Source organism: Pseudonocardia sp. OZ21 (assembly GCF_059359135.1).
Window position 1 is genome coordinate 41,587 of the sequence record NZ_JCADBN010000016.1, and the last position, 23,017, is coordinate 64,603.

Below are 23,017 nucleotides of genomic sequence, written 5' to 3' on the forward strand. Positions count from 1 at the left end.
ACCCCACGGCTCATTCAGTCCAGCCCACCACCGCGTCGCCGCGGCGGCCGATCTCCCGCAGCGCCGGGAGAGCGGGGCGGGAACGTCGTACCCGAACGGCCTCCGGGTCGCGGGCGGCAGCCCAGCGCTGCCGTCCGGCGTACCCGGCGTTCACGGTGGCGGCCAGACCCCCGGTGGACGCGAGCGCGCCCCGCATCGCGCCGAGCCGGCCCAGGGCGTCGTCCACGGCGCCGAGCAGCGCGTCCCGGTTGCCTTCGCACATCGCGAGCACCAGTTCCGGACGGGTGCCTGCCACCCGCGTGCCGTCGGCGAACGACGACGCGGCGAGCGCCAGCGGAAGGTCGTCCTCCCCCGCGGCGCCCACGGCGGCCAGTACGGCGGCCAGCAGGTGCGGCAGGTGCGACACCCTGGCGACGGCCAGGTCGTGCTCGTCGGCCGCCGCCGGCACGGCCCGGGCGCCGCACTCCCAGGCCAGCTCGGCGACGTCGGCCCACACGTCGAGGTCGAGCCCGTCGTCGGCGGCCACCACCCACGCCGCGCCGGTGAACAGGCCGGCCTGCCCCGCCGCCCAGCCGGACTCCGCGGTGCCGGCCATCGGGTGCCCGCCGACGAAGCGGGCGCGGGGCGCGTAGCGCGCCACGTGATCGGCCACGGCGACCTTGACGCTCACCGTGTCGGTCAGCCGGCAGGTCGGAGCGACCGCGTCGACGCGGCGCAGCACCGCGGGGAGCGCCGGGAGCGGCACGGCCAGCACCACGAGTGCGTCGTCCCCGGCGGCCCTGCGCAGCGCGGCGTCGGTGTCGGTGGTGACGTCGAAGCCGTCGGCCCGGGCCTCCTCCGCCGTGCCGGGCGAGTCGCTCGTGCCCCACACCGTGCGCCCGGCCTTCGCGGCCGCCCGCATCAGCGAGCCACCGATCAACCCGGTGCCGATCACGCACACCGCCCGCTCCGTCACCGCTCCGAGACTAGTGCGGTGGCGCGGACCGGTGCGGGGATGATCGGGTGATCAAGCGGGCGCCGTCCGTCACTCTCTGCTGAGTGCCGCCGCCACCCGCAGCACGCCGCGCTCCTCGAGCCGGACGCCGACGACCTGTACGCCCGCGGGCAGGCTGCCGTCGGCGACCTCCCCGGGCACCGACACGGCGGGCCAGCCCGTCAGGTTGAACGGCAGCGTGAGCGCGAGAAGGTGCTTGCGCACCGGCACGGTCGTGCCGGCGACGTCCACCTCCTCGGCGCCGACGGGGGTGGCGCGCAGCCGGGTGGTGGGCAGTAGGAGAACGTCGAGGTCACCGACGGCGGCCCGCATCGCGGCCGAGAGGCGCCGCCTGACACGCAGCGCGTCGACGTACTCCTTGGCGGGCTGCCCGGCCCACGGCAGGAGCCGCTCCCGCGTGGCGTCCTGGTAGTCCTGCGGTCGCTCGGCGAGCCACGCCGCGTGGGTGGCGTAGGCCTCGGCGCCGACGATCACCGGGTAGGTGGCGGCGAGCTCGTCGATCATCGGCGTGCTCACCTCGACGACCGACGCGCCGCGGGCCCGCAGCGTCTCGGCAGCGGCGGCCACCGCGGCGTCGAGCGCCGGGTCCAGGGCCCGCCAGTAGTCGTCGACGAGCACTCCCACCCGCACGCCGGTGACGCCGGGGGACTGGATCCCGCCGCCGGTGCCGTCCGGCCTGCTGAGCACATCCCAGGCCACCGACGCGGCGTGCACGTCGGCCGCGAGCACGCCGACGTGGTCGCAGGTCTCCGACAGCGGGAACGCCCCGTCCGTGGACAGCGCCCCGTATGTCGGCTTCAGTCCCACCACCCCGCACAGCGCGGCCGGTGTCCGCACGCTCGCGCCGGTGTCGGTGCCCAGCGCGAGCGGGAGATGCCCCGCCGCGATGGCGGCGGCGGAGCCCGAGGACGACCCGCCGGTGATGCGCGTGCGGTCGTGCGGGTTGAGCGCGGGACCGGTGGCGGCGATGTCTCCGGTGGGGCCGTAGGCGAACTCGTGGGTGTGCAGCTTCGCGACCACGACGGCGCCGGCTTCCCGCAGCCGTGCGACGACGGCGGCGTCGGCCTTCGCGGGCGGTGCGTCGGCGAGCACGTTCGAACCCGCTCTCGTGGGCAGCCCGGCCACGTCGAACAGGTCCTTCACCCCGACTGCCACGCCGTGCAACGGCCCCCGCCACTCGCCGCGGCCGAGTTCGGCGGTGAGCGCGGTGGCCTGTGCCAGCGCGGCCTCCGTGTCAAGGCTGATCACGGCGTTGTGCGTGTCGGCGGCGAGTCGGTCGAGGATCTCGGTGACGTGCTCGACGGGGGAGAGCTCGCCGGAGCGCAGCGCCATTCCGAGCTCGCGTAGGGAGGTGGCCACCCGGTCATCCTGGCGCACAGCGTCCGCACGGGTCTCGCGAACGTGCGGAGAGTGACGCACGGGACCACCGGGCAGGAGCCGCGTCAGGAGAGCGCGTCCAGCGCCAGTCCCGCGTAGACGGCCACGCCGTCGGCCATCGCGTCCTCGTCGAAGACGACGCGGTTGGAGTGGTTGGGGGGCGCCGCTCCGGGGTGGACGTCCGGCGGGCAGCCTCCGAGGAACGCCAGTGCGCCGGGCACCTCGGCGAGCACGTACGAGAAGTCCTCGGCACCCATGATCGGGCTCTCCATCGTGACCACCCGGTTCGGCCCGACCACGGCGTCGGCGAGATGGCCGAGGCGCACGGCGGCGTCCGAGTCGTTGACGGTGACCGGGTAGCCCTGCTCGATGTGCACCTCCGCGGTGCAGCCGTGGGCCATCGCGGTGTGGCGGCACACGCGCCGGATCTCCTCGTGCACGGTGGCCCGGGTCGCCTCGGACAGCGTGCGCACGGTGCCCTCCATGAAGGCGGTCTCGGGGATGATGTTGTTGGTGGTGCCTGCGACGATCCGGCTGATCGTCACCACCACGGGCTGGTGGGCGCTCACCCGGCGGGTCACCGCCGTCTGCAGCGCTCCCACCATCGCGGCGGCCGCCGGCAGCGGGTCGAGGGCGTCGTGCGGTGCCGAGGCGTGGCCCCCTCGACCACTCACCGTGACACGCACCGTGTCCGCCGCCGCCATCACCGGACCCGGCCGGACGTGCACCTCGCCTGCCGGCAGCGTGGCGCTGATGTGCAGGGCGTAGGCGGCGTCGGGCCGTCCGGCGGGCCCGGTGCGGTCGAGCAGGCCCTCATCGATCATGTGCCGGGCGCCGTGGAAGCCCTCCTCGCCGGGCTGGAACATGAAGAGCACGCGCCCCGCCAGGTCGTGGCGCCGCGCGGCCAGCACCCGGGCTGCCGAGGCGAGCATCGCCACGTGGGTGTCGTGGCCGCAGGCGTGCATCGCGCCCTCGATCCGCGAGGCGAACGGGAGGCCCGTGTCCTCCTCGAGCGGCAGCGCGTCCATGTCGCCGCGCAGGAGCACCGTCGGCCCGGGCCGCTCGCCCTCCAGCACGGCCACCACCGAGCTGACCGAGCGGCCGAGGTGCACCTGCAGCGGAAGGTCGGCGAGGGCGGCGACCACCGCGTCACGGGTGCGCGGCAGGTCGAGGCCGAGCTCGGGGTGGCGGTGCAGCGCGCGACGCAACGCAACCGTGCGTGGCTGGACGCCGCGTGCCTGTGAACGGAGCGTAGTGATGAATGCGGCATCCGGTGGCATGGACCGAATCCTGGCAGCTCGGGGAGGTGACGTGCGAAACCTCTTCCCCCTGTGGTTTGGAGCACAGTCGCTCGGAGGCTTACGGTAGTGGCATGGCGGTGCAGAGCATTGAGTCGCGCGCAGAGGTGCGTGAACAGGCCCTGCCCGGGTACGCCGTGGCGGCGATCCGGGAGGACGGGCAGTGGCGCTGCTCCCGGATGACGCCAGAGGCCCTCGTCGACCTGGACACTGCGATCACCGAGCTACGGGAGCTGCGCTCCACCGGCGCGGTGCTCGGCCTGCTCGACGTCGACGACGAGTTCTTCGTCCTGCTGCGGCCCACCCCCGGCGGGATCTCGCTGATGGTGTCCGACGCCGTGGCGGCCCTGGACTACGACGTCGCCGCCGACGTCCTCGACCTGCTGCGCCTGGAGCTGCCGCCGGAGGACGAGGCCCTCGACTCCCCGCCGTGGCCGGAGGGCGATCTCGCGATCCTCGCCGATCTCGGCCTGCCCGCCGACGAGCTCGAGGTGCTCGCGGGCGAGGTGGAGCTCTACCCCGACGAGCAGCTCGCCGCGATCGGCCGCCGCTGCGGCTTCGCCGATGCGCTCGCCGAGGTCGTCGACGCGCGGTGACACCGGGCGCGGGGCGCGCCGGGCCCACCCCCTCCGCTTCGGACGAGGCGCTGGTGAAGCGGGCCATCGAGCTCGCCACTGCCGCACCGCGCACTGGTGACGTGCCGATCGGCGCGGTGGTCGTCGACGCTGATGGGCGTGAGCTCGCCGCGGCGTGCAACGGCCGCGAGGCCATGGGCGACCCCACGGCGCACGCGGAGCTGCTGGCGCTGCGGGCGGCTGCGGCGGTGCGCGGGGAGTGGCGCCTGGAGGGCTGCACCCTCGCGGTCACGGTGGAGCCCTGCACGATGTGCGCAGGCGCGATCGGGCTGGCCCGGGTGGCGCGCGTGGTGTTCGGGGCGTGGGAACCGAAGACGGGCGCGGCGGGCTCGCTGTGGGACGTCCTACGGGACCGCAGGCTCAACCATCGACCGGAGGTGGTCGGCGGAGTGCTGGAGCGGGAGTGTGCCGAGCTTCTGGAGTCGTTCTTCGGGGGCTTCCGCTGAGCCCGTGCAGTGTCGTGACGACATGCGGTGGACGTTTCCGGCTGCCGCGCTAGCCTGCGCGAATGGAGCAGGCGGTGGTGCAGAAGACCCGCGTCGGGGCATATGCGGTGTGTGTCCGGGACGGCGCGCTGCTCCTGGTCCGGTTCAGCCGCGGTGGGCGCTGGACACTGCCGGGCGGCGGCCTGGACCACGGCGAGAGACCCGAGGACGCGGTCGTGCGCGAGGTCGAGGAGGAGACCGGCCTGCACGTCGAGCTCGGCAGGGTGATCGGGGTCGACTCGTCGCGCTGGGACCGCGCCAGCGACGGCAGCCCGATCGACATGCACGCGCTCCACATCGTCTACACGGCCGAAGTGGTGGGCGGCTCCCTGCGCGACGAGGTCGGCGGCAGCACCGACCGCGCGGAGTGGGTGCCACTGGCCGACCTCTCCGACCGGCCGCACATCGGGCTGGTCGACATCGGGCTCGCCGCAGCCGGCCTCGCCTGACCGCCACTCCGGTCCTGACCGCTATACGGTCGTCGTCCGCAGCCCGACCGCTTCCGCCGCCGCGATCTGCCTGCGGTCGTATGACAGCATGACGTCGGCGTTCAGCCGGAGGGCCGCGGCGACGTGCAACGCGTCGAGGCTGCGCAGGTTGCGACCGGGTAGCAGGCCGGCTTCCCGGTACAGCGATCGATCGGTCTCGAGGAGGTCGAACCGCTCGAGCAGGGCAGTGACGGCGGTCTGCGGGAGCTCGACGAGCACGGCGAGGCGGCGCAGCTCCGTCTCCAGTACGAGACACGAGACCGGGGCCTCGGGGAGCGCATCGAGGTGCTCGGCGAGGCGCGCCGACGCCTCCTCCTCGACCAGCAGCTTCGCTGCCGCGGACGTCTCGACGTAGACGATCAACGGTCCCCGCGGAGCTCGTCGAGATCGTCCTGGAGTGAGTGATCGAGCCGGGTCCGCGGGAGGTCGGCGAAGCCCCCCTTCACGCTCGCCCGCCGGATCGGCAGGACGGCACCGGGACGACGCGGGGGTGGGACGAGCATCGCGACGACCTCGCCATTGTTCGTCACCGCGATCGTCTCGCCTGCCTGTACGTCGCGCAGCACGGCGCTGCTGTTGTTGCGTAGTTCGCGGTGCGGGATCGTCCTGGCCACGACGCTCACCTCCGTAGCAACCGTAGCAACTAGGCCAGCCGGCCCGCCGCGATCACACGCGCCAGGAACTGGCGGGTCCGGTCGTGCACCGGGTCGCCCAGCACCTGCCCCGGGGGCCCGGACTCCAGCACGCGCCCGCCGTCGAGGAAGCACACCCGGTCCGACACCTGCTTGGCGAACCCCATCTCGTGGGTCGCCATGAGGATGGTGATCCCGCCGTCTGCCAGCTCCCGGACGATCGCGAGCACCTCGCCGACCAGCTCGGGGTCCAGGGCGGAGGTGATCTCGTCGAGGAGCAGCAGCCGCGGCTGTACCGCCAGCGCGCGGGCGATCGCCACCCGCTGCTGCTGGCCGCCGGAGAGGCGGTCGGGGTAGGCGCCGGCGAACCGCTCCAGCCCGACCCTGCGCAGCAGTTCGTGCGCCCGCTCGTCCGCCTCCGCGGCCGGCACGCGGTGCACCACCCGCGGAGCCAGCGACACGTTCTGCAGCGCGGTCATGTGCGGGAAGAGGTTGAACGCCTGGAACACGATCGCCATCCGGCGCTGCGCTGCGGCGACGTCGGCACGGGGGTCGGAGACGTCGACGCCGTCGAGGAAAACCTGCCCGTCGTCGATCTCCTCCAGGAGGTCCACACACCGCAGCAGCGTCGACTTGCCGGATCCCGACGACCCGATCAGCGTGACCACCCGGTGCTCCTCGACGGTCAGGTCGACGCCGTCGAGCACGGTCGCCGGGCCGTAGCGCCGGACCAGCCCGCGCACCTCGAGCACGGGGTTCACGAGGCACCCTGCCGGCGCGCCGCCCTGGCCGCCACGGCGTCGGCCACCCGGCCGGTCGGGATCGCGAGCAGCACGAACAGCAGCGCCGCCACCACGTACGGCGTGAAGTTGAACGTGCGAGCCGCCTCGATCTGCGCCGCCCGGATCGCGTCGACGGCGCCGAGCACCGAGATCAGGCCGACGTCCTTCTGCAGCGCGACGAAGTCGTTGAGCAGCGGCGGCAGCACCCGGCGTACCGCCTGCGGCAGCACGACCAGCCGCATCGACTGGCGGTGGCTCAGCCCCAGCGAGCGGGCCGCGGCCCGTTGGGACGGGTGCACGGACTCGATGCCGGCGCGGAACACCTCGGCCACGTACGCGGAGTACACGAGGATCAACGTGATCGTGCCCAGCACGGCGGTGTCGGTCGGCACGCCCCCCAGCCGCAGCGCCGGCACCCCGAAACCGATCAGGTACAGCGCGATGAGCAGCGGCAGCCCGCGGAACAGGTCGACGTAACCGGTGGCCAGCGCGCGCACCGGGAGGAACACCGGCCCGCGCAACGTCCGCAGCACGGCGATCAGCAGCCCCAGCACGAGGATCCCGATCTCGGCGACCACGAGTACCCGGACGTTGAGCCAGAGCCCCGCGAGCACCGGGGGCAGCGACGACCAGGCCACGTCGATGTCGAAGAAGGTGTCGCGGACCCGTGGCCAGCCCGGCGAGCTGACCACCCCGAAGCCGACCGCCCCGGCGAACACGACGGTGGACGCGAACGCGACCAGCGTGGAGCGTCGCGCCCGGGAGCGCCGGTAGGCCAGCCGGTCCCGGGCGAGCGGGCTCAGCTCCGCCGCGACGGGCGTCCCCCTCATGTCAGCGTCGGCGCCGACCCCGCCGAGGCGAGCCACTGCTGCTCCAGCGCGGTGAGGGTCCCGGCGGACCGCAACCGCTCCACGGCGGCGGAGACGCACCCGGTGAGCGGGCTGCCCTTGTCCAGCACCGCGCCGAACTGCTCGGGGGTGCCCGACCCGGCCGGCAGCTGCCCGACGATCTTGCTTCCCTCCAGCTCCGCCGAGGTGATGAAGAAGGCCGTGGGCAGGTCCACGACGATCGCGTCCACCTGCCCGTTGGTGAGCGCGAGCTTCGCGTCGTCGTTGGTGTTGAAGACGGCGGGCTGCGCGGAGGGCTTGATCTGGTCGGCGATCGCCTCGTAGCTGGTGGTGCCGACCTGCGCACCCAACCGCGCGTCCTTGAGCGCGGCGATGGTGGTCGCGCCGGCGAACGGGCTCGACGCGAGGGCGACCACCGCCTGCTTGACGTCGTAGTAGGGCGCCGAGAAGTCGACCGCCTGGCGCCGTTCGGCGGTGATCGAGAACTCGGTGAGGTTCAGGTCGAACGCCTTGGGCCCCGGCTGCACGGCCGCGTTGAACGGCACTCGCGTCCAGGTCACCTTGTCGCGGGGGTACCCCAGCTCGCCGGCGATCGCGTAGGCGACAGCGCTCTCGAACCCGTTGCCCGACGTCGGGTCGTCGTCGACGTACCACGGTGGGTAGACCGGCTGGTCCGTTCCCACGGTGAGGATCCCGTCGGAACGGGTCGGGAGCGCTCCTGGCGTGCAGGTGGCGGCTGTGGCCGGTGCGCTGTTCGTGTCGGCTGGGGCGCAGCCTGCGACGGCGAGGACGGCAGTGGCCGCCACGAGCAGGCGCCGGAGGGGAAGCGGGGAGGGCACCAGGAGATTCTGTCGTGCGGGACGCGGGGCGTCGATCATCCCCACCCGGCGGCGCACGTGGCGCGGACCCGGACCCGGGCGCGCACCCCGCTCCGCGCCCGGGCCCGGCGCCGCCGGGGGAGGTCAGTGCGTCTGGGGCCGGCCCAGCCGCTTGACCGTCTCCTCGACGTCGAGGCCGTGCAGCCGCAGCAGGTTCTCCCCGAGAATCTTCCGCTTGGCCTGGTCGGTGAGCTGCGGGTAGCCGTAGCCGTCGCAGAGGTCCTGCGGGATCTGGAAGTCCATGAACGCCTTCAGCGCCCACTGCGGGTGGAACAGCGGGGCCTCGGACCCGTACACGATCTTGTCCTCGCCGCACCAGAACAGCAGTTTGCCCATGATCTCGGCGAACATCCGTGGCGACCGCCGCACGAAGTTGATCGTCGCGGCGATCGACGCGTAGAGGTTCGGGTAGCGGATGAGCTGCCAGCACGTCTCGTCGATGAACGGCAGTCCGACGTGGTAGATCACGAAGTTGATGTCCGGGAAGTTGGCGGCGGCACCGTCCATGTCCCAGGTCTGGGTGTGTTCGATCGGCTGCGGGCCCAGCGGCACGCCCTTGTGCACGCCGATGAGGTTGACGCCCAGTTCCTGGGCCTTCTCGAAGATCGGGAACGCTACCTTCGGGTCGTCCATCCGCCAGGGGATCGGCGCCCCGAAGTCGTAGCGGACGTTGTAGAACTTGAACGCCTTCGCCCCGAACTCGCCGACCTGACGCTCCATGAGATCGACCGCCCGCCGGCCTTCGAGGGGGTTCACCGACCCCCAGAAGACGGTGCGGTCGGGGTCGCGCGCGGCGAGTTCGGTGCACTCCTCCCAGGGGGAGAGCCCGTCACGGTAGAGGTCGGTGAGCGGCAGCGGCATCGCCACGAGCATGTCGGTGTCGGACTGCTCGTAGACCATCTCCCGGACGTCCGCCGGGCTCCAGTCCTTGAGGAACTCCTCCGGCGGCAGCTTCGTCGCGTCGTCAGGGGTGAGGGTGGCGTGGAAGGCGTAGAGGTGGTTGGAGAACATCTCGGCGGGCTTGCCGTAGGCGTTCTTGGGGTCGAAGTTGAACGGGTGCGCCACCCCGTCGAACACGAATGCGTCGCCGATCATCAGCTGGCCTCCTCGACCTGGGAACGGTGCGCCGCGACGTAGGCGTCACGGTCGGGCACGGCAGTGGGGGCGGGCAGGAAGCGGAGCTTGCGCACGGCCGACTCGGCGAGCCGGTCCGTGGTCCAGGCTTCGTCCCAGACGATCTCGACCTCGGCGCTGTCCACCCCGGGCTGCGCCGCGATCGCCTCCTCCACCTCGGTGAGCACGCGCGAGGCGAACGGGCACCACCCCGAGGTCAGGAGCAGCTCGACCCGGGCGTGGCCGTCGTGGAGCGCCACCGACCGGAGCAGGCCCATGTCGACCACCGAGATGCCCTTCTCCCGGCAGCACGGGTCGTACACGTCCGACAGGGCGGCGGTGGCCCACTCGGGAACGGCCGGGGGCGCGGCGTGTGGATCCATACGATGATCGTGTGACGCCGGTCTCAGTGGCGGAAGAGCGGTGATTTCAGATGGTGGGCCGCCCGGTCAGGGCAGCCTCACTCGAGGGTGAGCGCCCGGGAGACCCGCGACGCGCCCGCGCTCAATGTCTGCCGGAGCGCGGCCCGGCGTCGCAGAGCTGTGGGCGAGGCGACGAACCCGAGCGAGCCGGCACCGTCTCTCGTGGTCACGGGCACGGCGAGGCAGCAGACGCCCACCGCGTACTCCTCGTCGTCGACGGCGAGGGCGCCCGGAGCCGGCAGGCGGTCGCCGAGCCTGCGGCGGTCGACCACCGTGTGCGGGGTGAGGTCGTGCAGCGGGTGCCGGGCGAGGTAGTCCTCCCGGTCCGGGGCGGGAAGCTGGGCGAGGATCGACTTCCCCAACGCCGTGGCGTGGGCCGCGTGGTGGATGCCGACCCAGAGGTCGATCCGCGGGGCCCGCGCGCTGTCGATGATCTCGACGATCACGATCTCCCCGTCGACGTGCCGTGCGAGGTACACGGCGCTGCACAGTTCGTCGCGCAGCCACTCCAGCGCCGGACGGGCACGCGCCACCCCACGCGCGGCCGTCCCGTGGCTGCGGACGACGTCGATCCGGTGGCCGAGCACGTAGGACCCGTCATCGAGGCGCTGCAGATAGCCCTCGTGGGTCAGGGTGCGCAGCAGGTGATACGCGGTCGGGAGGGGCAGCCCCGTGGCCCGGGCGAGCTCCTTGGCGGGCGCCCGCCCCTCCCGCTCGGCGACGACCTCGAGCAACCGCAGCGCACGCTGAACCGACTGGATGAGGGTCGGACCGCTCTGCTCGCCCACGTCACCGCTCCTTCGCGGGAAGTCCCGTTCGGAGCGTGGCAGAACCGCGCCGACTTGGGAACGGCCCCCGCCACTTCGCGCGCTCGCCCTGGTCCTCGCAGGGTTCCCGGGGTCTGTGAGGACCGTGCGGAGCGCGCGGACGGGACCTTGTAAGCTCATCGGCGGTAGCGTGTCCGAGCGGCCGAAGGAGCACGCCTCGAAAGCGTGTGAGGTGCAAGCCTCCGTGGGTTCAAATCCCACCGCTACCGCCACTGAACAGGGCGAACGCCGGGCCTTCCGTTGAGGGAGCGCCCGGCGTTCGTCGTCTGGTTGCAGTTCTGGTTGCAGTCGCGACCCCGCTGCTGGGCGCGAGAGCATCTGGTGGAGGCGCGGGCGGAGTGCTCAGCAGTTCGCCGACGCCCACGAACTCACCAAGACCATCGCAATCACTCGGCCTTGAGGACGAAGAACAGGAAGGCCAGGAAGCGGGTGTCGGACAGCGTGGCGAAGTCCTCCGGGAACATCTCCGGGGCCCCGGGCACGGCCGGCGGCTCGCTGATGACCTCGATCCGGAAGCCGGCCGCGGTGAAGGCGTCGGTCATCGCGTGCAGCGGCCGGTCCCAGAAGGTCAGCCGGCTGGTGCCCCCGCCCTTCGTCCACTCCTCGGTGCGCTCGGTGACCCCGAAGTAGTTCGCCTTCTCTCCCGCCAGGCGCCTAAGAAGAGCGAGGGCGAACGGGTGTTCGACCGAGGCGATGAGCCGCCCGCCGGGGACCAGCACGCGGTGCAGCTCGGCCAGGGTCGGTCCCCAGTCGCGCAGGTAGTGCAGCACCAGGGACGCGACGACGTCGTCGAATGCGGCGTCGGCGAAGGGCAGCGGCTCGGCCAGGTCGGCGACCCGCAGGTCGGCGTCGGGGCCTAGTCGCCGCCGAGCCACCTCCAGCATGCCCGCGCTCGCGTCGATGCCGGTGACGAGGGCACCGCGGTCGCGCAGTGCGGCGGACAGGGGTCCCGCGCCGCACCCGGCGTCGAGGATCCGCCGCCCGGTCACGTCGCCGGCGAGCTCCAGGACCGCGGGCCGCTCGTAGTGGGCGTTCAGGAGGCTGACCTCGTTCTCGGCCGCGTACCCCTCGGCGATGGGGTCGTAAGCGCCTCCACCGGCCGGCTCAGTGATACGTGCATGATCTTTTGAATCCGTGGTCACGCGGCTCATCGTGGCAGCCCGCGCTCGGCCACTTCTCGTGACGGATCCGGATCGTTGCGCGGTGGTGCCCCCGTCGATGGACTCCACAGCACGGACGTATGGGCTTTCAGGGCGCCGCCTCCGGCGGCGCGAAGGGGAGCCTTGACCCAGATCAGATGTCGAGCTGCCACTCCCGGGCCGTCTCAGTCAGACGGCTGAACCCCAGCCGTTCAAGGAACGCCAACCGCGCCACTTCCTGCGGCGCCGCGTAGTCGAGCAGCCGATCGACCCGGGCCAGACGGAGCCAGTCAGCGGCCCGAGCGACCAGGCACGTAGCGACACCGCGGCGGCGGTGCGCCTCATCGACGTGCAGGTCCCCGACATCGGCCCAGCCTTCATGGCTCGACACGCGACCGGCACCGCTGATCCCGGTGTTGATCTCGATGAACCCGACTTCGACCCCGTCCCGCCGAGCCGTGAACCGCGTACCGGACACACCCAACGTGCGCACCAGGTCGTGGCCCACGGTGTGCCCCGAGGAGCGGGGGAGAGACGCGACGTCGGCCAGCAGGACGACCTCCGTCCGGTCCCCTCGCACGAACCCGACCCGTTCAAGGACCTCATGGACATGCGGCCACTGCTCAGGCAGGCCGTAGACACCGGGCGCCGGCAGCGTTCCGTCGGCGGTGATCTTGGCTACCTGCCATCGACGCAGGACAGCAACAGCGGCATGAGCCACCGCCGCGCCAGCAGCCGAGGAATCAGGCCAGAACGGAGCATCCGGCCAGTAGATCAACCAACGGATCTCACCGGTCCCACGCAAGGCCGGGCCCACATCCGTCCCCGTGCCGTACCGAACCAGGTGGGTCGCAGCAGACACGCGTCCTCGTTGCTCCACGACGAGGGTGACACGCTCGCTCACCCATGGGTCGACGATGAACTCCCCCGGATCGCGTTCCAGCTGGCTCAGCACAGCATTTACTGAGACCGACATCCCCGGGATGACCGCCTGGACGTGCGCGTTCACCAGCGCGGTCAGCTGGTCGCGGTCGGCGCGACGGAACGGTCTTACCTCTCCAATGGACACCACGGCTCTCCTTTTCACCACGAGTGCAAGGAAGCCGCCACCGGTGCGGTACCTCATCAGGCTAGAGACCACCCGGGCGAGTGTCGATCCGAAGAACAGCGACGGGCTCCGCCCGCACCCGGCACGGCTCAAAGATCGGAGGAGTGCGGCGGAGGTGGTGATCTCCTCACGGCGCGCCCGAGGGCTACCGGGCCGAGGGGTGGAGGCAGGTCGACCGCGGACGAGCGGACCGGTCGTCCAGGTGGAGGCTGACCTTCCTAGTCTCGTTCGCCGCCACGACCGCGCACATCTCAGAAGCCGATTCGGCGATCAGAACCAATCCCGCCGTTGCCACCAGTAGCGCCTCGCGTCCACCGACGGGTCCGGCACCGTCGCGGCCAGGAACGCACGGTCCAGCCGATCTACCACCCTCCGCAGCGGCTCAGCCCGCCGTGGCCCGAGCGCGAACATCGCAGCCTCCAAGGTCGTCCGCGCATAGATGCCCACGTCCTCGGCGACCGGGTCCTTCTGCCAGCGCCGAGGCCCCCGTGGAATCTGGGAGTATCGCCGCCACAAAATCAGTGCGCCTGCAACGCCATGTGAGCTGATCTCCGGACGCCGGAGCCGATCGAGCGCCCACGACGTCGAACGCGGCAAGCCGCGAATGCGCGACGGAAGGATGAAGGGTTCCTGTTGTCGGGGCGGGTGCTTACGACCCACTGTCCTTTCGGGATGCCAGCATGCACCGATGGTGCCGTGCACTCGACTAGGTATCAAGCGGGCTCCGCCAAAGGCGGGATCGCATGCCTTGCACCCCGACCCTCGACCCTGGCAGGGATGAACCCGCGCCGCGAGGAGATCACCTCAGGCTCGGGCTCGAGGGGCGAGAACGTACATTGCGCCGATGGCTAGACTGATCCATCTAAATGGTCCGCCTGGCGTCGGGAAGTCGACTGTCGCCCAGATGTATGCCGATCGGCATCCGGGTGTGCTCAACCTCGACACCGATAGGGTGGTCAGCCTCATCGGTGGCTGGAAGGACAACTTCTGGGAGACCCTGAAGCCGGCCCGGCTCCTCGCGATCAGCATGGTTGAGACCCACCTGCGGACCGGCCACGATGTCGTGATGCCTCAGCTGGTGACCGCGCCAGACGAGATCGAGGGCTTCGAGACCGCCGTCCACCGGAGCGGCGCTGAGTATCGCGAGGTCGTCCTGTTGGCTGAGAAGCAGCAGGCCCTCGACCGTTTCGCGTGCCGGGCGGCGAGCGGCGACCCAGCCCGTCACCGTCATATCGACGAGATCGTCGCGCGCAGCGGCGGTCCGACACTGTTGAGTCGAATCCACGACCAACTCACTGAGTTCCTCCGCGGCCGGCCGGGCTGCGCGGTCGTGTACACGGACGGACGCGATCCTGAACAGACCTACGACGCCGTAACCGTCGTGCTCGCCGACCTGGATCAGGCCAGAGAGCCCTCTCGAGCAACGACAGCGCTCCGGGAATCTGTCGGCCTCGGAACCTGCCGGGTGGACGAGCTTACCGCCGATGATCTTCGATAGTCTCAGTCATAGTCTCATTCGGCGCCGTTTGGCTGGGCCCGGCTGGCGCGGTCGGCGCGGCGATGTGGCAGGTAGGAACGGATACGACTCGCCACGGACTCCCGTCCGCAGATCTCAAAAGCGTGTGAGGTGCAAGCCTCGGTGGGTTCAAATCCTACCGCTACCGCCAGCTCACCAGGCGAAACGTCGGGCCTCCCGTCGAGGGAGAGCCCGGCGTTCGTCGTTCGGTGCATTTCTGGCTGCAGTCGCCGCGCTACACGGCCGTCGGCGGCCTTGGCGTCCGGAGTGGCCGGGTCAGGTGAGCCGGTGGGTGTGGTTGATGCGGATGGCGGTCACCGCGGCGGCGACGCTGCGGTAGCGGACGGCAGGTTCGTCGGGCCAGAGCATCGTGATGACCCGGTCGAGATGGACGCTCAGGCCCGACAGCGCGAAGTGGATCCCCGCCGCTCGGGCGGAGTGTGCGGTGTCGACGAGCAGTTCGAACCCGCGCACGCAGCAGAAGCTCACCCCGGCCAGATCCAGCACCAGGTCGCCGTGCGCCTGGTCGGTTGCGGTGCTCAGCGCGGTCCGCACCAGGGGCCGGGTGAGCATGTCGATCTCCCCGAACACACGCAGAACCACGATCGGCCCGGCCGGCCCGGTCTCGGTCTCGATGTCGCACCAGCACGTCCCGGAGGGACCGCCTGGATAGGCCCGCGACGCGGGGGAACGATCGTCCGTGTGGTCCACGGTGGGGTTGGAACGGATGCCGGTCGACACGGACGCGCCCCCTTCTGGGCTGACAGACGAAGCTGTCGCCGGGGGCTGGGGCAACACGGTTAAGGCTACGTGCCGGGTAGGACAAGTCAATCTTCGTGGTGATTCTGCCCGGCAGTGGCGGCCGGGTTCGGCACAGTGATCTGGGCCGCGTCGAGTTGCAGGTTCGCGACCTGGCGGGCAACTTCGCTCAGGCGAAGGTTGTTGCTGCGGGCGTGGCGGCGGAGCCGGTCGAACGCGGCGTCCATGCTCAGGCCCAGCTGGTGTGCGATCACGCCCTTGGCCTGCTCGATGATCACCCGGCTGGTCAGGGCGGACTGGAGCTGTTCGTTGACGACCTCGCCGCGGCGGATCACCCGCTCGGACAGGATGCCGATGGTGGCCACGTCGGCCAGTGCCTGGCCCAGCGCCAGGTCCGCGGGCGGTAGCGGTCCAGGTGTGCGGTGGAACAGGCTCAGCGCGCCGATGGCCTGCCCGCGCAGCCGCAGCGGCAGGGCGTGCACCGACCGGAACGCCCCGGCCCGGGCGACGAAGGCGACGAAGGTCGGCCACCGCTCGGCCACATCGGTGATGTCGGGCACGCTGACCGGGTCGCCGGTGGCGTAGCAGTCCAAGCAGGGGCCCTGGTCGGCTTGCAGGGCCAGCAGCTCCATGGTTTCGGCGTCCTCGCTGCTCGACGCCACGGCGCGCAGCTCGCGGCGGGCGTCCCCGAGCAGGATCCCGGCGGCGTCGGCGGCGAGTAGCTCGACGCTGTGCTCGACGAGCTGGTTGAGGAGGTCGATGATGTCGTAGTCATCGACCAGGGTGTCGGCGAGCGCGACGAACGCCCCGCTGATCTGCTGTTCACGCTCAGGCTGGCTCACGACAGCCCCCTTCTCCTTGGAGTAGCGGCATTGGTCAGGTCATGTGCGGGGTGAACACCAGCCGCCGTTCGACCACGTCGTGGGCGACGTCGATGAGCAGCCGCTGACCGGCGAACGCGTGCGCGCGTAGCCGGGCGAGAGCGTCGGTGGGTCTGATCCGGAGCTGAGCCACCACCATCCCGGTGGCCTGGTGGATCTCGGCGCGGTGACCCAATGCTTGATCGAGCCAGCCATCCGGTCCGGCCGGGTCGGTGCGTTGCCCGAGCATCATCAACGCTGCCGTGTCCGCCGAGGCGAGCGCGTCGCGCCACTGGACATCGCTGAGCCCCCCCGGAGTGACCCGGTACAGGTCGAGCACCCCGAGGTTCACCGGACCCCATTGCAGCGGCAACGCGAACAATGCGCAGACGTCGGTCTGTTCGGCCACCGCGGCGGCGAAGATCGGCCAGCGCGCGGTCTCGGTGGCGTGGTGCAGATCGGGCACCAGGACCGGGCGGCCGGTGGTGGCCGCCTCCATGCAGGCGCCCTCGTACAGGGTGAACTGCAGGTCCTCCAGCAGTTCGGCGGTCGCGTCGGTCGCCCACAGCGTCTCGCGGGACACGCTCGCGGTGAGCAGCGAGATCGCCGCCCCGTCGACGTCGAGGCCCTGCACACACGCGGAGCAGATCAGCCCGGCCAGCCCACGCTCGTCGGTTCCGTCCCGCCCGGAGCCCAGCAGCGCGCGGGTCACCGGCCCCAGCTCAGCCACGCCAGACACCGCCCCACCGAGCCCGGCTACATCGAGCATTCCTGCGCCCGGAAGACCTGGGCGTGCGGCACCGGGGCGGTCGTTGTAGGTGCTGTGTGGGTGGGGTCATCTGCAGGCGCCGTCTCGTCATCAGGTTGCCCCGCGACAGCTGTAGCCGGGCACGGCGGGGTCTTGATCGGCACCGACGGTCCGGGCCCACGTTACCGGCGCCGGCGCCGACCGGCTCTGTGGACGCGTCCCGTCCGCTCGTGCCCCGTCAGCCGGCTCGAAGCGCGACGAACACGAACTCCAGCCCCGGCCGGTCGGGGGCATCGCGCACCTCGTCGACCGCGTATCCGTGGCGCTGAAGGTCATGCTCGATCTCTCCGCGGTTCCGGAATCGCAACGTGCTGTCCGAGGTGAGGACGGCACCGTCGGACTCGAACACCCACGTGTGACGGAAGCTGACCAACGGCAGGTCCACGCCGGTCAGGTCAACCCAGGTCTCGACCGACCCGACCCCGTCGATCTGAACCCGGCGCCACGATTCCGCTCGGGTCCAGCGCTCCCAGGCCCGGCAGGCCGGATCTCGGGTCTCGAACACCGAGCGGCCGCCAGGACGCAGTGCCGCAAAGGTGCGTCGCAGCATGGTGTCCCAGTCGGCCGGCTCGATGATGGCCTGAGCAGCGTTTCCGGTCATCACCACGAGATCGGCGGCTGCGGTCGGGAGTACCGATGCGTCGCCCAGGACCCAGCGCACCTGACGTGCGCCGGGCTGGGCTCGGGCGTACTTCAGTGACCCGGCAGCAGGGTCGACGCCCGTCACAGCGATCCCTGACCGGGCCAGCCGGCGAGCCAGCAGCCCGGTTCCGCAGCCCAGGTCGATCACGGCCTTCGACCCGAACTCATCGATCATCGCCGCGTACACGTCGAGGTCCTGACGATCGGAGTCGAGCACGTCGTAGATGGAGACGAGGCGTTGGTCTTCGAAGATCGCATCCGGCATCCCGTGAGACTCCGGGCACCGACTGCGGGAGGACAAGCGAGTAACCGGCGGCAGCGTCCTCAGGGGAGGCGTCGCGCGCAGATGACGGCGTCGACACCGGTTCCCGCCACAGCGCGCCGGCGGTCCTCGGCGATGACGAACTCCCAGCGGGCGGGGTCGAGCGCAGCGACCGCTTCGTCGACGGAGACCTGCACCTGACCGGCCGCGGGAGTCGCGGCTCCGGTGGCCGGGTCGATCGGGCGGTGACCGACGAGGAACAGGGTGCCGCCGGGCGCGACCCCCTCCGCCATCCGTTCCACCATCTCCTCCACCGACCCCGCCACGTGGACGTACAGGCAGACGACGAGGTCGTAGCGTCCAGTTGGCGGGGTCCAGGTCGCGAGATCGCCCTCGACCCAGTCGATGCGTTCGGCGACGTCCGCACCGATGGTCTCGGCTGTCGACCGGGCATGAGCCAGGGCGGTGGCGGAGAAGTCGACCGCGGTGACCTGCCACCCGCGCGCGGCGAGCCAGAGCGTGTCGCAGCCGTGACCACAGCCCGCGTCGAGGACGACACCGGGACTCAGGTTCCCGGCCACCTCGGTCAGATGGGTGTTCGGCGGCCGCTTCGCGACGGCGTCCCCGTGCTCGCGCAGGGCTTGCGACCAGCGTTCCTCCCAGAAGCCCCGATCGAACTCCGCGGTCACGATGGCACCTCGATCGGCACCGGCGCACTCTCCCATGCGTCAGGCTGGGCGTCCCACCAGTCGAGCACCCGCGTCCCGGAAAGGGTCAGCCACTTCGACGGCTCGCCCGCCGGGACGTCGACCTCGAACCACACCCGCCCGGGGTGCCTGCGGGCCTGGAGCCAGGTGCCGTCCGGCTGCCTGGCGGCGCGGATGAGTTCGATCGCGTCAGCCATGCGCGGGTCCGGCGGCGCGCCGTCGAGCAGTGCCGCCTCGCGGAAGTACTCGGCCGCGTTGAGCACGTTGTAGAACCAGCGGTACGGGTAGGAGAAGTGCCCGACCCACGGGGCCACCGGTTCGCCCGTCGAGCGACGACGGAAGAGCCCGCGCTGCAGGAGGTATTCCTCGCCGGCGCGCCGGGCGGCGCGCGTGGCGTCCGTGCCTCCGGTTGCGGCGTCGTAGGCGAGCAGCCCTTTGAGGGAGTTGAGCGTCGAGTGGAACGACGATCGTGTGGAGCCCTCGACCCACTCGCAGTTCCAGCCGCCGTCAGGTAGTCGGTGCTCGAGGAACCAGTCGACGATGCCGGTGATGTCGGCGCCGAGCCACACGCCGTTGGCGACCGTCACGGCGTTGATGCAGCAGTCGACCTCGCCACCCCAGTACGGCAGGTTGTCGTACTCCCACCGGCTGTTCTCGGCGAGAAGCTGGGCTGTGCGGCGCTCGCGCAGCACCGTGGAGTCGAGACCCCATTCCCGCAACGAGGTGAGCGTCCACGTCGTCGCCGTCCAGGGCTGCCCGGCATCGTCTGCCGCTTCAGGATTCTGGAAGTCGAAGTCTGCGGGGAAGTACGCCCCGCCCGCCCATTGCCCGTCCGGGTCCTGGAGCGCGAGGAGGCGCGCACCGAAGCCGGTGGTCGCAATCGTCGCCCGCGTCGCTTCCCACACCTCGGGTGGTTCGCCCACGAGATCGCGCTCGACCTGCCAGCGCAATGCCGGATCGGAGTCGCGGAGCCACGCGATCAGGGTCTCGGTGACCATGGAGCGACCCTAGCCAGCGTCGCTCCGTTTTCGATGGATCAGCGCCAGATGTCGACGGTGATGCCACGGAGGCGTTCGCTGAACACGCCGTCGGAGGCGGTCCGGTCGAGCAATGCACGGAGACGCGCGTCGAAGGCGTCGAACTCCGCTCCGAAAAGATGCGGCGTGGCGCTGGAGAGCGAGTAGATCGACGCCCGGACTTCCTCGGTGGTGCGCCGTACTGTCCGCGCCGGTAGTTCCAGGCGTTCGGGGCCGCGAAAGCCGGCACCGCGATAGATCCGCTCCTCGCCACCCGCGGTCTCGCCGCTGGGGAGTACTGATCGGCCTGCCCGGCGAGCGTCACCCAGGAACTCGCTGATCAGCGTGCGGATGGCGGCGCGCGGTGGACGTGGGTGGGGAAGCTGGTCGTCGGTGTCCACGCCCTCATGGGTCATCGCGCTGACGTGCGCCACCGCGCCACCGTCGGCGAGCATGTGGCGCACCAGCCCCGCTACGCGGTTGCGGTCCATCCAGTGGAAGGACTGGGCGAACGTCACGACTGTGGGGGCAGGGATGCCGGCGGGTAGCTGCTCGGCGCGCAGGTGGCACCAGGTGACGTTGGTGACGCCGGCCCGGTCTGCCTGACGAGCGGCCTCCGCCACCATCTCGGGGTCGGCGTCGATCCCGACGGCTTCGGCGAAGAAGCGGGCCATCAGCAGTGTCAGCGAGCCGGGACCGCAGCCGACGTCGAGCAGGCGCCCGGATCCGTCGAGGTGAAGTGCGTCGGCCAGCCGATCAGCGAGCTCCGGCGGGTAGGCCACGCGGCCGGCTGGGTAGAACGGGGCGCTACCGGTGTAGAGCGTCGAGTCCCAGGACCAGCCCTGTTCGGTCACTCCCGCATTGTCGCTCCCGTCCTGTCCTCGGGACTGGCAAGCAGTGGTTGAGCGCTGCTCAGAACGGGAAGCCAGCGAACCTGTCGCCCCCCTCGACGGACGCCACCCCCGCATCCGGCGGTCGAGTCGACGACGACCTGTGGCGCCCAACGGGCCGGCACAGCCCCCGACGTAAGGAACTGCGGCACACCATGCGGAAGAAGCGACAGACGGCTGACTACGACGAATCGGGCCTGGAGGTCCACCCGCAGGAGGACCACGCCGCCGGGACGACGGCGGTGGCGGTCTCGATGAAGCGCTCGCTCGAACGGATGGGCCCCGGGCGCACCGCACGGACGCTGCTCGCGCTCAACCAGGCCGAGGGCTTCGACTGCATGAGCTGCGCCTGGCCCGATCCCGATCCGGGGCACCGGCATAGCGCTGAGTTCTGTGAGAACGGCGCGAAGGCGGTGGCGGAGGAGGCGACCAAGGACCGGGCGACGCCGGCGTTCTTCGCGGCGCACAGCATCGCCGACCTCGACAGCCATTCCGAGTACTGGCTCGGCCAGCAGGGCCGGATCACCCAGCCCATGGTGAAGCGGCCCGACGGCACGCACTACGAGCCCATCTCGTGGGACGACGCGTTCGCCCTCATCGGCGCCGAGCTGGCAGGCCTGGCGAGCCCCGACGAGGCGACGTTCTACACCTCGGGCCGAGCCTCGAACGAGGCTGCGTTCGTGTATCAGCTCTTCGCCAGGGCGTTCGGCACGAACAATCTGCCCGACTGCTCGAACATGTGCCACGAGTCGACCAGCATCGCGTTGCAGGAGTCGATCGGCATCGGGAAAGCAAGCGTCGTGATGAGCGACGTCTACGACGCGAAGCTGATCGTCATCGCGGGACAGAACCCCGGCACCAACCATCCCCGGATGCTCTCCGCGCTCGAGACCGCAAAGCGCAACGGTGCGAAGATCATCTCGATCAACCCGCTTCGCGAGGCCGGACTGGTCAACTTCAGGAACCCCCAGGTGCCCCGCGGTGTCGTGGGGCGGGGCACCGACCTGGAAGACCTGCACCTGCCGATCAAGCTCAACGGGGACCTGGCGTTGTTCCAGGCATTCGGGGCGTTGCTCGTCGAATGGGACGCTCTGGACCACGACTTCATCGCCCGGCACACGACCGGCTTCGACGGGTGGAAGCAGCATGTCGCGGCCATCGACTGGGACGCGGTGACCGAGAGCACCGGCCTCTCCCGGGAACAGATCATCGAAGCCGCACAGATGCTGCGCGACTCGGACCGAACCGTGTTCTGCTGGGCGATGGGACTCACCCAGCACCGCAACGGCGTCGCCACCATCAAGGAGGTCGTGAACGTCGCGCTCGCGCAGGGCAACATCGGCAAGCCGGGCGCCGGTCTGTTCCCGGTCCGTGGGCACTCCAACGTGCAGGGAGACCGCACGATGGGCATCTGGGAGCGTGCTCCCGGACATTTCCTCGACTCGCTGCAGGAGGAGTTCGGTTTCGATCCGCCCCGCGAGAACGGGTTCGACACCGTCGACTCGATCCGCGGGATGCGCGACGGCAAGGTGCACGTCTTCATCGGCCTCGGCGGCAATTTCGTTCAGGCCACACCCGACACCGACGTCACGGCGGAGGCTCTGCGCCGTACCCGGCTGACGGTGCAGATCTCGACCAAGCTCAACCGCTCGCACCTGATCTGCGGGCGGACCGCTGTCATCCTGCCCGCCCTCGGCCGCACGGAGAAGGACGTCCAGGCCACCGGTGCGCAGTTCATCACGGTGGAGGACTCCACCTGCGCGGTGCATTCCTCCAGGGGTCCGCTGAAGCCGGCGAGCTCGCACCTGAAATCCGAGGTCGCCATCCTGACCCACATCGCCGAGGCCGCGATCGGCAACCGGCACGGCATCGACTGGAAGGCGATGCGGGACGACTACCGCCGTATCCGGGAACTCATCTCGCGTGTGGTGCCAGGATGCGAGAGCTACGAGGTGAACGTCCGCCGTCCCGGCGGCTACGTCATGCCACACCCGCCACGGGACTCGCGCACGTTCACCACGGAGTCCGGCCGCGCCGAGTTCGTGGCGTCGCCCATCGAGGTCCTGCAGGTACCACCAGGACACCTGATCCTGCAGACGCTCCGCAGTCACGACCAGTTCAACACCACGATCTACGGCCTGAGCGACCGCTACCGCGGTATCGAGGGAGGCCGCCGCGTGATCTTCATGCACCGCGAGGACATCACCGCGCTCGGATTCGGCCCCGGCGACAAGGTCGATCTCGTCACCCGATGGGACGGCGACGACCTCGTCCGATGCGCTCCCTCGTTCCGCATCGTCGAGTACAACACCCCCCGCGGTTCGGCGGCTGCCTACTACCCGGAAACCAACGCACTCGTGCCACTCGACTCGACAGCCGTCTCGAGCAACCAGCCGACCTACAAGTCGGTCATCGTGGCGGTCGTCCCGGAGGGAACGGGTGGGCGGAGCAGTACCACGGCAGGCGGTCAGGACCGGACCGGATCCGACTCGTCCCACAAGACGGATCCGGAGCCGGCACACATGTCCTGA

25 protein-coding genes and 1 tRNA gene are annotated in these 23,017 nt (G+C 70.8%); 6 read left to right on the plus strand and 20 right to left on the minus strand.

Annotated elements, in window-relative coordinates:
• Nucleotides 1-10: 10 nt before the first annotated feature.
• The 3 genes from AC5L35_RS29405 to AC5L35_RS29415 form a co-directional block, all read right to left on the minus strand.
• Complete coding sequence (locus tag AC5L35_RS29405; RefSeq protein WP_495062971.1) at nucleotides 11-955, minus strand: prephenate dehydrogenase; 945 nt, start codon at nucleotides 953-955, stop codon at nucleotides 11-13.
• Between the two features lie 69 nt (nucleotides 956-1,024).
• Nucleotides 1,025-2,353 carry an amidase gene (locus AC5L35_RS29410; protein WP_495062972.1) on the minus strand — a complete coding sequence of 443 codons (1,329 nt, stop codon included), beginning with the start codon at nucleotides 2,351-2,353 and terminating at the stop codon, nucleotides 1,025-1,027.
• A gap of 83 nt (nucleotides 2,354-2,436) precedes the next feature.
• Nucleotides 2,437-3,651, minus strand: a complete 1,215-nt coding sequence (locus tag AC5L35_RS29415; protein WP_495062973.1) for a M20 metallopeptidase family protein — start codon at nucleotides 3,649-3,651, stop codon at nucleotides 2,437-2,439.
• 92 nt (nucleotides 3,652-3,743) lie between these two features.
• On the opposite strand from AC5L35_RS29415, the gene AC5L35_RS29420 reads away from it, so the two are divergent.
• The 3 genes from AC5L35_RS29420 (at nucleotide 3,744) to AC5L35_RS29430 (ending at nucleotide 5,238) form a co-directional block, all read left to right on the plus strand.
• Entirely contained in the window at nucleotides 3,744-4,265 is a 522-nt protein-coding gene (locus tag AC5L35_RS29420) for a tRNA adenosine deaminase-associated protein (protein WP_169394628.1), read from the plus strand.
• Between the two features lie 50 nt (nucleotides 4,266-4,315).
• The gene (locus tag AC5L35_RS29425) at nucleotides 4,316-4,750 is read left to right on the plus strand and encodes a nucleoside deaminase (protein WP_495063114.1); all 435 of its coding nucleotides are present in this window, start codon (nucleotides 4,316-4,318) and stop codon (nucleotides 4,748-4,750) included.
• Between the two features lie 62 nt (nucleotides 4,751-4,812).
• Nucleotides 4,813-5,238: an NUDIX hydrolase gene (locus AC5L35_RS29430; RefSeq protein WP_495062974.1), complete on the plus strand. Its 426-nt coding sequence runs from the start codon at nucleotides 4,813-4,815 to the stop codon at nucleotides 5,236-5,238.
• Nucleotides 5,239-5,259: 21 nt separating this feature from the next.
• Here the strand turns inward: AC5L35_RS29430 and AC5L35_RS29435 are convergent, their stop codons facing one another.
• From AC5L35_RS29435 to AC5L35_RS29470, 8 genes are all read right to left on the minus strand, one after another.
• Nucleotides 5,260-5,640: a type II toxin-antitoxin system VapC family toxin gene (locus AC5L35_RS29435; protein WP_495062975.1), complete on the minus strand. Its 381-nt coding sequence runs from the start codon at nucleotides 5,638-5,640 to the stop codon at nucleotides 5,260-5,262.
• Nucleotides 5,637-5,891 carry a type II toxin-antitoxin system Phd/YefM family antitoxin gene (locus tag AC5L35_RS29440; protein WP_495062976.1) on the minus strand — a complete coding sequence of 85 codons (255 nt, stop codon included), beginning with the start codon at nucleotides 5,889-5,891 and terminating at the stop codon, nucleotides 5,637-5,639. The genes AC5L35_RS29435 and AC5L35_RS29440 overlap by 4 nt, the downstream gene beginning before the upstream one ends.
• Nucleotides 5,892-5,920: 29 nt before the next feature.
• Nucleotides 5,921-6,670 carry an amino acid ABC transporter ATP-binding protein gene (locus AC5L35_RS29445; protein ID WP_495062977.1) on the minus strand — a complete coding sequence of 250 codons (750 nt, stop codon included), beginning with the start codon at nucleotides 6,668-6,670 and terminating at the stop codon, nucleotides 5,921-5,923.
• Nucleotides 6,667-7,521, minus strand: coding sequence for an amino acid ABC transporter permease (locus AC5L35_RS29450; protein ID WP_495062978.1), 855 nt, complete (start codon nucleotides 7,519-7,521; stop codon nucleotides 6,667-6,669). The genes AC5L35_RS29445 and AC5L35_RS29450 overlap by 4 nt, the downstream gene beginning before the upstream one ends.
• On the minus strand, nucleotides 7,518-8,378 hold the full coding sequence (locus AC5L35_RS29455; protein WP_495062979.1) for an ABC transporter substrate-binding protein: 861 nt from the start codon (nucleotides 8,376-8,378) through the stop codon (nucleotides 7,518-7,520). The genes AC5L35_RS29450 and AC5L35_RS29455 overlap by 4 nt, the downstream gene beginning before the upstream one ends.
• A gap of 123 nt (nucleotides 8,379-8,501) precedes the next feature.
• Nucleotides 8,502-9,512, minus strand: coding sequence for an amidohydrolase family protein (locus AC5L35_RS29460; RefSeq protein ID WP_495062980.1), 1,011 nt, complete (start codon nucleotides 9,510-9,512; stop codon nucleotides 8,502-8,504).
• The gene (locus AC5L35_RS29465) at nucleotides 9,512-9,913 is read right to left on the minus strand and encodes a metal-sulfur cluster assembly factor (RefSeq protein WP_495062981.1); all 402 of its coding nucleotides are present in this window, start codon (nucleotides 9,911-9,913) and stop codon (nucleotides 9,512-9,514) included. The genes AC5L35_RS29460 and AC5L35_RS29465 overlap by 1 nt, the downstream gene beginning before the upstream one ends.
• Nucleotides 9,914-9,990: 77 nt before the next feature.
• On the minus strand, nucleotides 9,991-10,740 hold the full coding sequence (locus tag AC5L35_RS29470; protein WP_495062982.1) for an IclR family transcriptional regulator: 750 nt from the start codon (nucleotides 10,738-10,740) through the stop codon (nucleotides 9,991-9,993).
• A gap of 163 nt (nucleotides 10,741-10,903) precedes the next feature.
• Here AC5L35_RS29470 and AC5L35_RS29475 point away from each other — a divergent pair.
• A tRNA-Ser gene (locus AC5L35_RS29475) sits at nucleotides 10,904-10,991 on the plus strand.
• Nucleotides 10,992-11,165: 174 nt separating this feature from the next.
• Here AC5L35_RS29475 and AC5L35_RS29480 read toward each other — a convergent pair.
• Entirely contained in the window at nucleotides 11,166-11,930 is a 765-nt protein-coding gene (locus AC5L35_RS29480) for a class I SAM-dependent methyltransferase (protein ID WP_495062983.1), read from the minus strand.
• Nucleotides 11,931-12,072: 142 nt separating this feature from the next.
• The gene (locus AC5L35_RS29485) at nucleotides 12,073-13,044 is read right to left on the minus strand and encodes a GNAT family N-acetyltransferase (RefSeq protein ID WP_495062984.1); all 972 of its coding nucleotides are present in this window, start codon (nucleotides 13,042-13,044) and stop codon (nucleotides 12,073-12,075) included.
• Nucleotides 13,045-13,870: 826 nt separating this feature from the next.
• Here AC5L35_RS29485 and AC5L35_RS29490 point away from each other — a divergent pair.
• Nucleotides 13,871-14,524 carry an AAA family ATPase gene (locus AC5L35_RS29490; protein ID WP_495062985.1) on the plus strand — a complete coding sequence of 218 codons (654 nt, stop codon included), beginning with the start codon at nucleotides 13,871-13,873 and terminating at the stop codon, nucleotides 14,522-14,524.
• A gap of 294 nt (nucleotides 14,525-14,818) precedes the next feature.
• On the opposite strand, the gene AC5L35_RS29495 is transcribed toward AC5L35_RS29490, so the two are convergent.
• The 7 genes from AC5L35_RS29495 to AC5L35_RS29525 form a co-directional block, all read right to left on the minus strand.
• Nucleotides 14,819-15,283 (minus strand): STAS domain-containing protein, encoded by a 465-nt coding sequence (locus AC5L35_RS29495; protein WP_495062986.1) that lies wholly within the window; start codon nucleotides 15,281-15,283, stop codon nucleotides 14,819-14,821.
• Between the two features lie 86 nt (nucleotides 15,284-15,369).
• A complete protein-coding gene (locus AC5L35_RS29500; protein ID WP_495062987.1) occupies nucleotides 15,370-16,143 on the minus strand; it encodes a GAF and ANTAR domain-containing protein in 774 nt (257 codons plus the stop codon).
• A 34-nt stretch (nucleotides 16,144-16,177) separates the two neighbouring features.
• A complete protein-coding gene (locus AC5L35_RS29505; protein ID WP_495062988.1) occupies nucleotides 16,178-16,891 on the minus strand; it encodes a GAF and ANTAR domain-containing protein in 714 nt (237 codons plus the stop codon).
• A gap of 256 nt (nucleotides 16,892-17,147) precedes the next feature.
• Nucleotides 17,148-17,876, minus strand: coding sequence for a class I SAM-dependent methyltransferase (locus AC5L35_RS29510; protein ID WP_495062989.1), 729 nt, complete (start codon nucleotides 17,874-17,876; stop codon nucleotides 17,148-17,150).
• A gap of 59 nt (nucleotides 17,877-17,935) precedes the next feature.
• A complete protein-coding gene (locus AC5L35_RS29515) occupies nucleotides 17,936-18,562 on the minus strand; it encodes a class I SAM-dependent methyltransferase (protein ID WP_495062990.1) in 627 nt (208 codons plus the stop codon).
• Nucleotides 18,559-19,578, minus strand: coding sequence for a prenyltransferase/squalene oxidase repeat-containing protein (locus AC5L35_RS29520; protein WP_495062991.1), 1,020 nt, complete (start codon nucleotides 19,576-19,578; stop codon nucleotides 18,559-18,561). Before AC5L35_RS29520 ends, AC5L35_RS29515 begins: the two co-directional genes overlap by 4 nt.
• A 38-nt stretch (nucleotides 19,579-19,616) precedes the next feature.
• Complete coding sequence (locus tag AC5L35_RS29525; RefSeq protein WP_495062992.1) at nucleotides 19,617-20,450, minus strand: methyltransferase domain-containing protein; 834 nt, start codon at nucleotides 20,448-20,450, stop codon at nucleotides 19,617-19,619.
• Between the two features lie 191 nt (nucleotides 20,451-20,641).
• Here AC5L35_RS29525 and AC5L35_RS29530 point away from each other — a divergent pair, with 191 nt between their 5' ends.
• Nucleotides 20,642-23,017 carry an FdhF/YdeP family oxidoreductase gene (locus tag AC5L35_RS29530; protein WP_495062993.1) on the plus strand — a complete coding sequence of 792 codons (2,376 nt, stop codon included), beginning with the start codon at nucleotides 20,642-20,644 and terminating at the stop codon, nucleotides 23,015-23,017.